Source organism: Streptomyces sp. BR123 (genome assembly GCF_013401435.1).
In the GTDB taxonomy this organism is placed as follows: domain Bacteria; phylum Actinomycetota; class Actinomycetes; order Streptomycetales; family Streptomycetaceae; genus Streptomyces.
The window spans coordinates 1-13,795 of record NZ_JACBGN010000196.1 but is presented as its reverse complement, the minus strand read 5'-3'; the positions used below and the strand labels follow the sequence as shown (position 1 = coordinate 13,795).

10 protein-coding genes are annotated in these 13,795 nt (G+C 75.1%); 7 read left to right on the top strand and 3 right to left on the bottom strand.

Going from position 1 to position 13,795, the window contains the following annotated elements; genetic code table 11:
* The first annotated feature begins 171 nt into the window (after positions 1-171).
* Entirely contained in the window at positions 172-1,050 is an 879-nt protein-coding gene (locus HYE82_RS25445; protein ID WP_179176482.1) for a helix-turn-helix transcriptional regulator, read from the top strand.
* Positions 1,051-1,078: 28 nt separating this feature from the next.
* On the opposite strand, the gene HYE82_RS25440 is transcribed toward HYE82_RS25445, so the two are convergent.
* Positions 1,079-3,364, bottom strand: coding sequence for an AAA family ATPase (locus HYE82_RS25440; RefSeq protein WP_179176481.1), 2,286 nt, complete (start codon positions 3,362-3,364; stop codon positions 1,079-1,081).
* 244 nt (positions 3,365-3,608) lie between these two features.
* Between HYE82_RS25440 and HYE82_RS25435 the strand changes: the two genes are divergently transcribed.
* From HYE82_RS25435 to HYE82_RS25425, 3 genes are all read left to right on the top strand, one after another.
* Positions 3,609-3,800: a hypothetical protein gene (locus tag HYE82_RS25435; RefSeq protein ID WP_179176480.1), complete on the top strand. Its 192-nt coding sequence runs from the start codon at positions 3,609-3,611 to the stop codon at positions 3,798-3,800.
* A 134-nt stretch (positions 3,801-3,934) separates the two neighbouring features.
* Positions 3,935-4,108 (top strand): CsbD family protein, encoded by a 174-nt coding sequence (locus tag HYE82_RS25430; RefSeq protein WP_179176479.1) that lies wholly within the window; start codon positions 3,935-3,937, stop codon positions 4,106-4,108.
* On the top strand, positions 4,098-4,646 hold the full coding sequence (locus tag HYE82_RS25425; protein WP_179176478.1) for a DUF6328 family protein: 549 nt from the start codon (positions 4,098-4,100) through the stop codon (positions 4,644-4,646). The genes HYE82_RS25430 and HYE82_RS25425 overlap by 11 nt, the downstream gene beginning before the upstream one ends.
* A gap of 77 nt (positions 4,647-4,723) precedes the next feature.
* Here HYE82_RS25425 and HYE82_RS25420 read toward each other — a convergent pair whose 3' ends face one another.
* The gene (locus HYE82_RS25420) at positions 4,724-5,662 is read right to left on the bottom strand and encodes an endonuclease/exonuclease/phosphatase family protein (protein WP_179176477.1); all 939 of its coding nucleotides are present in this window, start codon (positions 5,660-5,662) and stop codon (positions 4,724-4,726) included.
* 101 nt (positions 5,663-5,763) lie between these two features.
* Between HYE82_RS25420 and HYE82_RS25415 the strand changes: the two genes are divergently transcribed.
* Positions 5,764-6,351 (top strand): YdeI family protein, encoded by a 588-nt coding sequence (locus HYE82_RS25415; protein ID WP_179176476.1) that lies wholly within the window; start codon positions 5,764-5,766, stop codon positions 6,349-6,351.
* Positions 6,352-6,396: 45 nt separating this feature from the next.
* Here the strand turns inward: HYE82_RS25415 and HYE82_RS25410 are convergent, their stop codons facing one another.
* Positions 6,397-8,493: a SpoIIE family protein phosphatase gene (locus HYE82_RS25410; protein ID WP_179176475.1), complete on the bottom strand. Its 2,097-nt coding sequence runs from the start codon at positions 8,491-8,493 to the stop codon at positions 6,397-6,399.
* A gap of 391 nt (positions 8,494-8,884) precedes the next feature.
* Here HYE82_RS25410 and HYE82_RS25405 point away from each other — a divergent pair, with 391 nt between their 5' ends.
* Positions 8,885-12,949, top strand: coding sequence for a helix-turn-helix domain-containing protein (locus HYE82_RS25405; protein ID WP_309144446.1), 4,065 nt, complete (start codon positions 8,885-8,887; stop codon positions 12,947-12,949).
* A 128-nt stretch (positions 12,950-13,077) separates the two neighbouring features.
* A partial coding sequence (locus HYE82_RS25400) for a C40 family peptidase (RefSeq protein ID WP_179176473.1) occupies positions 13,078-13,795 on the top strand: 718 nt, incomplete at its 3' end.

Below are 13,795 nucleotides of genomic sequence, written 5' to 3'. Positions count from 1 at the left end.
GGCGCCACGCGTGCGGCGCAGGCCCCACCCGGGGCGGTGGCAGCGGTGGTTCGTACGGTCGTCTCACTCACCCCCCGACGATCCCGCCCCGCCCAGCCTGGTACCAGAGTCTCCTTGTCCTGGTACTCGCACTACCTGGCAACCGGATCGGACGTACGGCACCCTGGTGCCATGACCACTGTGGCCCCCCGGAGCGACGTGCGCCGGCACGAGCTGGCCGAGTTCCTGCGCAGCCGCCGCGAGCGCATCACCCCCGAACAGGTGGGGCTGCCGCGCGGCCGCCGCCGGCGCACCCCGGGGCTGCGCCGCGAGGAGGTCGCCCAGCTTTCGGCCGTCGGCGTCACCTGGTACACCTGGCTGGAACAGGCCCGTGAGATCCAGGTGTCCGCGCAGGTGCTCGACGCCGTCGCGCGCGCCCTGCTGCTGGACCCGAGCGAGCGCGCGCACCTGTTCGCGCTGGCCGGGACGGCCGACCCGGCGCCGAACACACCGTGCCCGAGCGTGACCCCGGCCCTGCGGGAGATGCTGGACCGGCTGGCCCCGCTGCCGGCCTGCGTACAGAACAGCCGGTACGACATCCTCGCGTACAACAGCACCTACGGGCGGTTGCTGTGCGACCTGGACGAGCTGCCGCCGGAGGACCGCAACGGCCTGTGGCTGGCCTTCACCGATCCCGGCTGGCGGGAGTCCGTGGTCAACCACGCAGAGACGCTGAGGATCATGGCGGCCAAGTTCCGCGCGTCCATGGCCGGGCATCTGGCCGAGCCCGCCTGGAAGGCGCTGGTGGCCCGGCTGGAGGCGCGCTCCCCGGAGTTCCGCGAGGTGTGGGCCCGGCACGAGGTGGTCGGCCAGGGCGCCAGGACCAAGTACATCCGCAACCGGCACGTCGGGCTGCTGCACCTGGAGCACACCAGCCTGTGGCTCGGCCCGGCGCCGGGCCCGCGCCTGGTCACGTACGCGCCGCTGGACGAGGAGACCCGCGAGCGCCTGGAGCGGCTCCGGGCGCTCGCGCAGGCCCGGACCCAGGCTCCTGCCCCGGGCGCGGTCTGACGGCCTGGCGGCGGGTGCGGTTCGCCCGCTACTCCACCGCCGCCTCCTCCAGCCCTTCGGGCAGGCGGCCGGTGTGCACCACGCCGAGGCTCTGGGTCGCCCGGGTCAGGGCCACGTACAGGTCGCTCGGGGCGAAGTCCGCGGGCTCGGCGACGATCACCGAGTCGAACTCCAGGCCCTTGGCCTGCCGCGGCTCCAACAGGACCACGGCCCGGGTCAGATCGGGTTCCGCCCCCGCGCGCACGCCCGGCAGCACCGCGCCCAGCGGCTCGTGCAGGGCCCGCGGGGCGATCACCGCGAGCCGGCCCTCCACCGGGGTGCCGCGGCGTACGGCGTCGGCCACCGCGGCGGCCAGGTCGTCCGCGGCCCGCACCCAGGGCTGCCGGCCGGTGGAGCGCACCGACCGCGGCGGTTCGAAGCCGGGATGGCGGGCCCGCAGGACGGCGGTCGCGAGGTCCATGATCTCGGCGGGCGTACGGTAGTTGACGCCGAGCCGGACGAGCTCCCACCGGTCGCCGACGTACGGGTCGAGGACCTGGCCCCAGGAGCCGCAGCCGGCCTCGTCGGCCGTCTGGGCCGGGTCGCCGACCAGCGTCATGGAACGGGTCGGGCAGCGCCGCATCAGCAGCCGCCAGGCCATGGCGGACAACTCCTGCGCCTCGTCGACGATGACGTGCCCGAAGGCCCAGGTGCGGTCGGCGGCCGCCCGTTCGGCCGTGCTGCGGTGGTCGGCCTCCTCGTGGCGCTCGGCCATCCGCTCGGCGTCGATGATGTCGTGCGCGGCGAGGAACTCGTTCTCCATGTCCTCGAATTCGTACGACTCGGAGCCGGCGGACAGGTCGAGCACGCCCTGGGCGTACGCGATGCGCTCCTGCCGGGCGCGTTCCTCGGCGGCGCGCCGGGCGCTGTCGTCGATGCCGAGGAGTTCGGCGGCCTCGTCGAGCAGCGGGATGTCGGCGGGCGTCCAATCACCGGCAGCGGACGTCGCACGGCGGATCAACTCGGCTTCTCCCTCCGGCAGATGGGTGGGGTCGGCGAGGAACTCCGCGATCAGCCGGCGCGGGGTCAGCGGCGGCCACAGGGTGTCGATCGCGGCGTGCACCTCGGTGCTCGTCGCGATCTCCTTGCCGAGCTGCGCGATGTCGTCCGGGCCCAACAGGTTGGGGCCGCCGAACGGGTCCGCCCCGAGCCGGTCGGCGAGCTGCTCGGTGAGCGCGTCGATGACGGAGAACGCGAAGTAGGGATGGGCCAGGTTGTGCGGCAGCCCGGTGGCGCGCGCCCGGTCCCGGGCCTCGTACGCCATGGTCCGGTCCAGCAGCAGCGTCCCGTACTCGTCGTGGTCGATCTCCAGGGCCGGTTCGGGCACCACGGCGCTGTCCTCGCCGCTGCCGGCGGGCACGGTCTCCGGCAGGGTCTGCCGGTCCTGCACGACGCGGGCCAGGACCCCGGCCATCTTCGCGTGGCCCTTGACCGCGGCCGCACCGGGCCGGTCGGTGCCCGTCGCTCGGATGCCGGGGAACAGCTCGCCGATCGTGGCGAGCAGGACGCCGGTCTCGCCGAGTGCCGGGAGCACCTCGCCGATGTAGCCGAGGAAGGCCGGGTCCGGACCGACGATCAGCACGCCGCGCTTGGCGAGCAGTTCACGGTACGCGTAGAGCAGGTAGGCGGCGCGGTGCAGGGCGACCGCCGTCTTGCCGGTGCCCGGGCCGCCCTCGACCACGAGCACGCCGCGGTGCGGGGAGCGGATGATCCGGTCCTGCTCGGCCTGGATGGTCTCGACGATGTCGTGCATGCGGCCGGTGCGGGCCGCGTCGAGCGCGGCGAGCAGCACGGCGTCCGCGTCGGCGCCCTCGTGTCCGGTGCGCTCGGTGTCGGTGAGGTCGAGGATCTCGTCGTGCAGGGCGGTGACGCGGCGGCCCTGGGTGGTGATGTGCCGGCGCCGGCGCAGGCCCATCGGGTGGTGGCCGGTGGCGAGGTAGAACGGGCGCGCCACGTCGGCACGCCAGTCGAGGACGAGGGGGGTGCGTTCGGTGTCGTCGCGGCGGATTCCGATCCGGCCGATGTGGTGGTCCCGGCCGTCGGAGAACTCCAGCCGGCCGAAGCAAAGGCCGCTCTCGCCGGAGTTCAGCGCAGAAAGCAGCCCGGATTGCTCCGCGACGAGGATGTCGCGTTCCAGGCGGGCCTGCGCGCTGTTTCCCGCACCGGCCGCGAGTGCGCCGTGCACGGCGCGTTCGGCCTGATCGCGCAGGTCATCGAGGCGCGCGTAGAGCGCGTCGATGAATTGCTGCTCTTTACGGAATTCCTCGGTTGACAATTCCACTCCCGACCCGATACAGTGTCCTGAGTAAAGCTTGTTCATGCCCGCCCTCACCGGGAGGCGTGAACTCTTCAATATACGCGCATGAATACCCCGGAGCCAATTCGGCCCCGGGGTTCTTTCGTATCCCCGGCGTGCTGCGCGGCGCCCCCGTGTCACCCGGACGGCCCACTCGTCGGGCCGTCCGGGCCGGGCCCTGGTGTGGTGGATGCACGAGCTGTCGAGCACACGGGGAAGTCTCATGTACGAAATGCACCTCGGCGAGGCGGCCACCGGGCAGGACCCGGTCTGGCACGTCGTCGCCCGCGACCGCTCCGCCACCCTGTGCGGCCGCCCCCTCCTCCCGGCCGGTTACACGGAGACCGATGCGCACTGCGTGCCCTGTATGACGGCCTTCCGCGACGTCATGGGCGGGGAGGCCGCGCACCCCTGACAGGGCGCGGCCGCCCGGCCCCGGCCCCCGGTACGTCGGTACGGGTCCGGGACCGGTTTTCCGACCGGGTGTGTTTGTGGCCCGGACCGCGGGTCAGACGCATGCGTGTCACCGATCCTCCGGAGGGAGTGACCATGTCCGACAAGAAGAAGGCCAAGGCCAAGGGCGAGCAGCTCAAGGGGAAGGCCAAGGAAGCCGTCGGCCGTATCACCGACGACGAGCACATGACCACCGAAGGCCGCGCGGAACGCATCAAGGGTGACGTGCGCGAGGCCGAGGAGAAGACGAGGGACACCCTTGAAAGCTGACGCCGACCGCGGCGAACGCGGCCGGGACGAAACTCCGGAGGAACGGGCCGACCGGCGGTGGCAGGAACTCGTACAGGAGATCCGGGTCGTCCAGACGGGCGTTCAGATCCTGTTCGGCTTCCTGCTGACCGTGGCGTTCACCCCGCATTTCCAGCAGCTGTCCCCCACGGACCGGACGATCTACACCGTCACGGTCGTCCTCGGCTCGCTGGCCACGGGAGCGCTGATCGGGCCCGTTGCCCTCCACCGCGTCGTCGCGGGGCGGCGGCTCAAACCGCACGCGGTGGTGTGGGCCTCCCGGCTCACGATGATCGGCATCGTGCTGCTGCTGGCCACCCTCGTCGCCGCCCTGTTCCTGATCCTGCGCGTGTCCACGGACGACACCGCGGTGCCCTGGATCGTGGCCGGGGTGCTGACCTGGTACCTGCTGTGCTGGTACGGACTGCCCCTGTGGGTGCGCATCCGGCACACGGACGGTTCCGCGCCCCCTCCCCGGGACGGAGGCGAGGACGAGGCCCGGGGAGGCCGACCCGGCTGATCCCCCGCATCGCCCTCCCGGTGGCCCCGCAGGGGGGCCACCCGGCCTCCGCCGTACCGATGGCGCACGGGCCGGCGTCAGAACCTGATGTCGGCCGCGACCGGCAGGTGGTCGCTTCCGGTCCCGGGCAGGGCCCGGACCCGTACGACGGTCGCCGAGCGGGTCAGGACCTGGTCGATGCGGGCCACGGGCAGAGCGGCGGGCCAGCTGAAGGCGAAGTCCCGGGCGGGCCGGGTCATCCGGGCGGTGACCGGGGCCAGCCCGCGGTCGTCGACGGTGCTGTTGAGGTCGCCGAGCAGGACCACCCGGTCCAGCGCCTCGGCGGCGAGCGCCTTCCCGAGGAGGACGGCGCTCTCGTCGCGGAGGGCGGAGCCGAAGCCGTGCGCGCCGAGGCGGAGCGAGGGCAGGTGCGCCACGTACACGGCCGCCTGCCCGCGCGGTGTCCGGGCCGTCGCCCGCAGCCCGCGGTTCCAGTCCTCCCCCAGGCCCGCCGGCCGGATGTCCAGCGGCCGTGCGTCGGCCAGGGGGTGCTTCGACCAGAGTCCGACGGTGCCGACGGCCGCGTGGTACGGGTACTGCGGGGCCAGGGCGGCCGTGTAGGCCGGCAGGGCGGCGGGGGTCAGCTCCTCCAGGGCGATCAGGTCGGCCCCCGTCGCGGCCAGCGCCCGCGCGGTGCCGGCCGGGTCGGGGTTCTCGTCGCTGACGTTGTGCTGGACGGCGACGAGGTCGGGGGCCCGGTCCGGGGCGGGGCCGGGGAGCAGGAACCCGCCGAAGAGCCAGATCCAGGCGGCCGCGGGCAGCACGGCGGCGTACCCGGCCGGGGCCGACCGGCGCAGCAGGGCCCGGCCGAGGAGGACGGGTACGGCCAGGCCGAACCAGGGCAGGAAGGTCTCCAGCAGCCCGGCGGGCCTGCCGGGCAGGTCGGGCAGCGCGCGGTGGAACGCCGGCAGCCCGCCGGCCACAGCTCCCAGCCCCACGGCAACGGCCGCCCACGGCCCGGTCTTCCGCTGCCCCATGCTTCCCGCCCCGGCTCGTTCCTCTCCCGTCCCGGGGCGAAGACGGGGGAGGCGGTGATCCGGTTCCGCCCGGTCGCCGTGCCGGCGTTAGCCTGGGCCGCATGGACGAGTTGGACGGTGTGGAAGTCGCCGCCTTCGCCGACGGCGAGGCATTCGAGAACTGGCTGGCCGGGCACCACGGACGCCAGGAGGGGCTGTGGGTCAAGGTCGCCAGGAAGAAGTCCGGCATCCCCTCGGTCACCGACGGCGAGCTGGTCGACATCGGCCTGTGCTACGGCTGGATCTCCGGCCAACGCCGTTCCCTCGACGCGCAGTTCTACCTGCAGAAGTACGTGCCGCGCAGACCGCGGAGCCTGTGGTCGCAGGTGAACGTGGAGAAGGTCGCGGAGTTGACGGCTCTCGGCCGCATGCGTGAACCCGGCCTGGCGGAGGTGCGGAAGGCGCAGGAGGACGGGCGGTGGGCGGGGGCCTACGCCTCGCAGAAGTCCGCGACGGTACCGGAGGACGTCACCGCGGCGCTGGCCGAACACCCGGATGCGAGGGTGGCGTTCGAGGCGCTCGACCGGACCGGGCGCTACCTGGCGATCCTCCCGGTCCTCCAGGCCCGCACCCCGGAGACCCGCCGGACCCGTCTCGACCGCGCGGTGGCCCTCCTGGCCGCGGGACACCGCCGCCGCGACGACGACTGAGGTCCGGGAGGGCGCCGAGGAAGGCGACCGGACCCGGCCGGATCGTCACCGTGTCGGCCCGCGTCCGCCCGGCGGTGCCCGGCGGACGCGGGCCAGGATGAGGACCGTGTCGTCCGTGGCGGAGCCGTCGGGGAGGAGTTCGGCGAGGATGCGGTCGGCGGCCTCCTCCAGGGAGTCGACGGGAGCGGCGAGCCGGCTGCGGAGGGTGTCGACGCCGGTGTCGATGTCCTGGCCGCGGGCCTCGACGAGGCCGTCGGTGTAGAGGGCGACGACGGCGCCCTCGGGGACGTCGACCGTGATCGAGCGGTAGTCCACGCCGCCCACCCCCAGCGGGATGCCGAGGTCCTCGCCGAGGGCGCGGACGGTGCCGTCCGGGTTGCGGACCAGCGGCGGCAGGTGGCCGGCGTTGGCGATGCGGGCGCTGCCGGTGTTGGGGTCGTAGTCGAGGTACAGGCAGGTCGCCCATTCGATGCCCGCCTCCTGGGCGCAGTCGTCGAGTTCGGCGAGGAGGGCAGCCGGATCGTCGGAGGTGTGCCGGGCCAGGGTCTTGGCGGTGATCCGCAGCCGGCCCATGGCCGCGGCGGCGAGGACGCCGTGCCCCATGACGTCGCCGACGACGAGGGCCACCCGGCCGCCGGGCAGGTCGATGGCGTCGTACCAGTCGCCGCCGACCTCGGTGACACGGCCGCCCGGCAGGTAGCGGTGGGCGATGTCGACGTACGGGCCGGCGGCCGGGGCGCTGGGCAGCAGGGCCCGCTGGAGGGTGAGCGCGATGTCCTGGATCCGGCCGTAGAGACGGGCGTTGTCCAGGCAGAGGGCGGCCCGGGAGGCGAGTTCGCCGGCGAGGCGGAGGTCTTCCGTGGCGAAGGCGGGGCGGCGGGCGGACCGGCCGAAGATGGCGAGGCCCTGCACGGTGCCGCGTGCGATGAGCGGTGCGATGAGGATGTCGGCGAAGCCGCTGTCCAGCAGCAGCCGGGCGCGCTGCGGGTGGGCGACGGTCCGGGCGAGGAACTCCGCGTCGACCGGGACGGACAGGGGGCGCCCGGTGCTCAGCATTTCGTGGATGCTGGAGCCGGGCGGGTAGACGACCCGCTCCAGGCTGCCGAGGAGTTCGTCGGCGGCGGGGGCGTCGAGGACGGTGCCCGAGGCGATGCGCCGGGTGATGAGCGGCAGTTGCGGGTCGAAGTCCTCGGTCTCGTCCATCCATTCCACGAGTTCGACGACGCAGCCGTCCGCGAAGTCGGGCACGGCCGCCTGGACGAGTTCGTGCGCGGTGACGTCGAGGTCGAGGGTGGTGCCGATGCGGGCCGCGGCCCGATCGAGGAGGGCGAGGCGCTGCCGGGCGGCGCTGGCTTCGAGGATGGCGCGCTCCCGGTCGGTGACGTCGACCATCAGGCCGCCGACGCCGCGCCGGGTGTCTCCGGCTCCGCTCAGCGGGAAGAAGCTGACCGAGCGGACCTGGTCGAGGTCCGGGCGGCCGGGGGTGCGCAGTCCGACGAGGGCGCCGACGACGGTGAGGCCGCCACGGGCGACGGCCCGCAGCATCCGCTGGTACTCGCCGCCGTCCGAGGTGAGCATGATGTCGTCGACGGGGCGCCCGAGGTGGTCGGTGAGGGAGATGCCGTCCATGTCCGCCAGGGCCTGGTTGAGGTGGACGTAGCGCAGGTCCTCGTCGAGCATGACCAGGCCGATCGGGCAGGTCTTGAAGAGGGTGTCGAGGAAGACGAGGTTGGTCTTGACCCGGTCGAGGTCCGCGCCGCGGGCCGCCAGTCCCAGGACGATGCCGGCGCCCGTCGGGCCGGTCAGGGGGAAGCCCCGGAGCCCGCAGTCGAAGACCTCGCCGCTCTCGTGCAGCGCGGGCATCCGTACCCGCCAGTATCCGAGGGTCCGGGCGCGCTCGACGAACCGGGCCGCACCGCCCGGCTCCCCCGCGGACGGCGGCGGGAAGAGGTCCGCGGCGGGCCGGGACAGCACGGCCTCGGCCGGGTGCCCGAAGAGGGCCCGCGCTCCCGGGCCCCAGTAGCAGACCCGCTCCTCCGCGTCGATGCCGAAGACGGCCACGGCCACGTCCTCCAGCAGCGCCCCCGGTTCGGAGCGGAGCGGACTGGGCTCCTGCTCGCCCCCCGGCCGGGACGCTGGCATCGCCTGGCCCCCTTCCGCGCACGGCCCGCCCGGTGCACGCACGGCCCGCGCGGGTGGCTGTCCGGGCCCGCACGGCAGGTCGCGGGCCGCCTCCTCAATTCTGCGCGCCCTGCGGGCCGAGGACACCACCGGCGGCAGACCGTGGCCGCCGTACGACGCACGGTGACGGCAGTGACCGCAGTGACCGCGGTGCCGCGGTGGCCGCCGCGGTGGCCGCGGCGGGCCGGGGACGGTTTCCCGGGCGGGCCGGGCACCGGGCGACGGAAACCCTCCGGGCCTGCCGCGCTGTTTTCCGCCACGCCGGACCCGACGCACGCCGTACGGTCCGGCCCCCGCTGTAGCCTGGGGCTGCCATCTCACGACCTGGGCGCACACTGCCATGGGGGATGCCGTGGGGGACCCGGACCCGGACCGCGGACGGAACACCACCGATCAGCCCGACCCGTCCGCAACAGCGGGGACACCCGTACGGGCTGCGGCCGACGACGAAAGCGGCGCGGCGGCGTTCCCCGCGCAATTGCGCCGACTGCGGGTGGAACGGGGCATGTCGCTGGCGGGCCTGGCCCGCCAGACGCACTACAGCAAGGGCTACCTGAGCAAGATCGAGACCGGTGCCAAGCGGGTCACCGTGGATGTGGCGCTGCGCTGCGACCGGGTGCTGGAGGCCGACGGGACGCTGCTGCGGCTGGCCCGGGAGGCGGAGGCGGCCGCGGCCCGGGCCGCCTCCTCGGTCCCCGCGCGTGCTCCTGCCCCGGGCATCCCGGCCGCAGCCACCGGCCCAGCGTCCGCGGCCGGTTCGCCGTCCGCCCCGAAGGCGGACGCGGAATGCCCCTACCGGGGCCTGGCGGCCTTCACCGACCGGGACGCGGACCGGTTCTTCGGCCGGGAGCGTGCGACCGCCGCGCTCGTCGAGCGGCTCTTCGAGCGGATCGGCTGCGGCCCGCTGCTGCTGGTGGGCCGGTCCGGCGCGGGCAAGTCCTCGCTGCTGAGCGCCGGTCTGGTGCCGGCGCTGCGGCGCCGCGGCGGATTCCCGTCGGCGGGCGCCGACTCGTGGCCGGTCGTGCGGTTCACGCCGACCGCGCATCCCCTGCAGGAGCTGCTGGACTGCACCGCGAAGGTCCTGGGCGGCGGTCTCGGCATCACCCCGCAGGAGCTGGCCGAGCGGCCCGAACGGCTCCTGGAGGCGGTGGGGCGGCGGGGGCGCACGGTACGGCCGGTTTTGCTCGTCGACCAGTTCGAGGAGGTTTTCACCCTCTGCGGTGACGAGGAGGAGCGGCACGCCTTCGTCCGGGTGCTCTGCTCCGTGGCCGCGGCCGAACCGGAGCCGGCACCGGAGGCGGAGCCCGCAGCGGGGGCAGGTGCTGCGCGGCCCGGTGCCGCCGTCGTGGTCCTCGGCCTGCGCGCCGACTTCTCCGGCAACTGCCTCGACCTGCCCGACCTCGCCGCGGTCTTCACCGATGGGCTGTTCGTCCTGCCGCCCATGTCCGTGGCCGAGCTCAGGGAGGCCGTCGCCCGCCCGGCGGAGCGCGCCGGCCTCGCCCTCGAACCGGGCCTGGTGCCCCTGCTGCTGCGGGACGCCGGAGTGGGCGACGGCCTCGCCGCCGGCCCGGACGGGACCGGGTCCGCGGCTCCGTCCGGCGCGCTGCCGCTGGTGTCGCACGCACTGCTGGCGACCTGGCAGCGGCGCGAGGGGGCGGTGCTGACCGTCGCCGGCTACGAGCACACCGGCGGTATCCGGGGGGCCGTCGCGCAGACCGCCGAGAGCGCGTTCGCCCGGCTGTACCCGGCGGAGCAGCGGATGGTGCGCCGGATCCTGGTGGCCCTGGTGCACGTCGCCGAGGGCACCGGGCCGACCCGCCGCCGGATGGGCCGGGCCGCGCTGCTGGAGCAGTTCGCGGACGGGGCGGCACCGGCCGCGCGGGCGCTGGACGCCTTCGTCCGGGCCCGGCTCGTCACGGCGGACCGCGACACCGTGGAGATCACCCACGAGGCCCTGCTGCACGCCTGGCCGCGGCTGCACGGCTGGCTCCACGCGGACCGCGACGGGCTGCTGATCCACCGTCAGCTGGCAGAGGCGGCCGCCGAGTGGGAGCGCGAGGGCCGCGACCCGTCGGTCCTGCACCGCGGGACCCGGCTGGAGACCGCCCGGTCCTGGGCCGAGGAGCTCGGCGGGGGGAGCCGGCTCACCCCGCCGGAGGCGGAGTTCCTGGCTGCGAGCACGGCCGCCGAGGACGCCCGGCGGACTCAGGACCGGCGCCGGGTCCGGCGCCGGCAGCGGACGCTGGCGCTGCTGCTGGTGCTGCTGGTGCTGGCCGTGAGCGCGGGCGGGGTCGCGTACCGGCAGCGGGGGCAGGCCCTCGACCAGGAACGCGTCGCCCGGTCGCACGCGCTCGCCGCGGAGTCGGCCTCGCTGGCGGCCGGCCGGCCGGAGGCTTCGATGCGGCTCGCGGAGGAGGCCTACCGGACGAAGGCGACCCCGCAGGCGCGCGGGGCGCTGCTGAGCACCCAGTCGCTGCCCTTCCTCGCCCGGCTCGTCGGGCACAGCGGCCCGGTCAACGCGGTGGTCTTCGCCCCGGGCAAGCGGCTGCTGGCGACGGCCGGTTCGGACGGGAAGGTGCTGCTGCGCCGGCTCTCCGACCGGCGGACGTCCGTGACGCTGACCATGCCCGGGCGGGTCCGGTCGGTCGCCTTCAGCCCCGACGGCCGAACCCTCGCGGCGACGTCCACCGAGGGCCCCGTACGGCTGTGGGACACCGCGGGGCGGGTCACGGCCGAGCTCCCGGCGGAGACGGCGGGCGCCCGGGCCGTGGCGTTCTCCCCCGACGGGCGCACCCTCGCCGTGGCGGCCGCCGACGGCTCGGTGCAGGTGCGGGATCCGGCGGGCGGGGCGGGCCCGGCGACGCAGGTCCTCACCGGGCACACGGGGAGGGTCGAGGCGCTGGCGTACGCACCGGACGGCAGGACCCTGGCCTCGGCCGGCGCCGACCGGACGGTGCGGCTGTGGGACCCCTCCGGGGACCGTCCCCCCGCCGTCCTGGAGGGGCACACCGGCGGCGTACTGGGCTTGGCGTTCGCCCCGGACGGGCGGAGCCTCGCCAGCGGCGGCAGCGACCGCACGGTCCGGCTGTGGGACGTGGCCGGGCGGCGGGGGACCGCGACGCTGACCGGGCACAGCGACGACGTCAACGCGGTCGCCTACCTGCCGGACGGCACGACGGTCGTCAGCGCCGGCGGCGACGGGACGACCCGGCTGTGGGACGTGCGCAGCGGCCGGCCGACGGCCGCGCTGTCGGGGCACACCGACTACGTGCTCGCGCTCGCCGTGGACCCGGCGGGGGCGATGCTGGCCACGGCCTCGTTCGACCAGTCCGTCGTGCTGTGGGACCTGCGGGGTCCGGTGCTGGCCTCCCGGCCGTTCGCCGAGGTCTGGCACGCCGCGTACAGCCCGGACGGGAAACTGCTGGCCACCGCCGACGGCGACCACACGGTGCGGCTGTGGGACGTGCCGGGGCGGCGCCCGGCCGCGGTCTTCGAGGGGCACACGGAGACCGTGTACGGGGTGGCGTTCGCCCCGGACGGGCGGACCCTGGCCTCGGCAGGCTCCGACGGCACGGTCCGGCTGTGGGACGTCGCCGCGCGGACGCCGCTCGCCACGCTGACCGGCCACGGCGGCACCGTGTACGCGGTCGCGTTCGCCCCGGACGGGCGGACGCTCGCCTCGGCGTCTTCCGACCGCACGGTCCGACTGTGGGACGTGCCCGGGCGGGCGCCCCTGGCCACCCTCACCGGCCACAGCGACTTCGCCAACGACGTCGTGTTCAGCCCCGACGGGCGCACCCTGGCGAGCGCCGGGGACGATCTGACGGTCCGCCTGTGGGACGTCGCCGGCCGGGCCCCGCTGGCCACCCTCACCGGGCACGCGGGCGCGGTGCGGGCCGTGGCCTTCGGCCCGGACGGGCGGACCCTGGCGAGCTGCGGCAACGACGGCACCGTACGCCTGTGGGACGCGCGGCGGTACGCGGTCACGGCGGTGCTGGCCGGGCACGTCGGCGCCGCCCGGGGCATCGCCTTCTCCCCGGACGGGCGGACCCTGGCCAGCAGCGGCAACGACCGCACGGTCCGACTGTGGGACGTGCCCGGGCGGCGCCTGTGGGCCGCCCTGACGGGTCATGGGAACGCGGTGTGGGGCGTGGACTTCTCGCCCGACGGGCGGACGGTGGCCAGCAGCAGCACCGACGGCACGGTCCGGCTGTGGAACCCGGACCCGGCAGCCCGGCTCGCGGCCGTCTGCCGGCTCGGCTCGGCCCACGGGCCGTCGGACGGCCCGTCCGGCAACCTGCCCGACAACATGTCCGACCATCCGCCCGCCGGATCATCCGACCATCCGTCGGACGGGCCGTCCGGCAGCCCCGCGGACGCGCGGGAGACGGCGGCGCGCTGCACCGGAAACCCCTGAACGGCAGGGGTTTCCCAAGGGTTTCCCGTTGCCCGTACGGGTGGGGTCACGTCCGGATCTCGACGCCGCGGCCGCGGGACCAGCAGGCTCGTCCCGTACCCGCCGCAGCGACAGAAACGGGGTCCCCCATGCTTCGCCGGTCCGCTCCCCTCGCCACGCTCATCGCGCTCCTGGCCTTCCTCCTGGGGGCACCCGTCCCGGTCCCGGCAGCCGCCGACACCTCGTGCCGGGTCCTGGCCCCGGGGGCCTCCCCGGAGGCCGAACGGGCGGTCGCCGCCGCCTGCGAGCAGGTCGCCGCCGGCGTCTGGTACACCTGGGGCGGTGGTCACGGACCGGAGCCGGGTGCCACGTACGGCCGGGTGGACCCCAACGACCCGGCCAGCGAGCACGATCCCGAACGGCTCGGCTTCGACTGCTCGGGCCTGGTCCGGTACGCGTATGCGCGGGCCACCGGCTCGGACGTCCTGGACGGCACCGCGTCCTCCCAGTACTACACGCACCGCGCGGCCGAGCGCTTCACGGCCGGCCAGGGCCTCGCACCGCTCCTCCCCGGCGACCTGCTCGTGTGGGGGACCTCCCAGGACCTGCACCACATCGCCGTCTACCTGGGGGCGGGCAGGATGGCGGAGGCCCGGCAGTCCGGCACGAAGCTGATGGTCAGTGACGTGCGGCTGTCCGGCGACTACCACGGGGCGGTGCGCGTCAACCCCGGTCCCGTGACGGGGTCCCTCTTCCGGACGTGGGGCACCGGTGTCTGGACCAAGGCCCTCCCGTCCGTCTCGGCCGCCCGCGTGTACGCCTTCCCGGGGCCGACGACGATCCGCGTCCAGTGCCAGAAGCACGCCG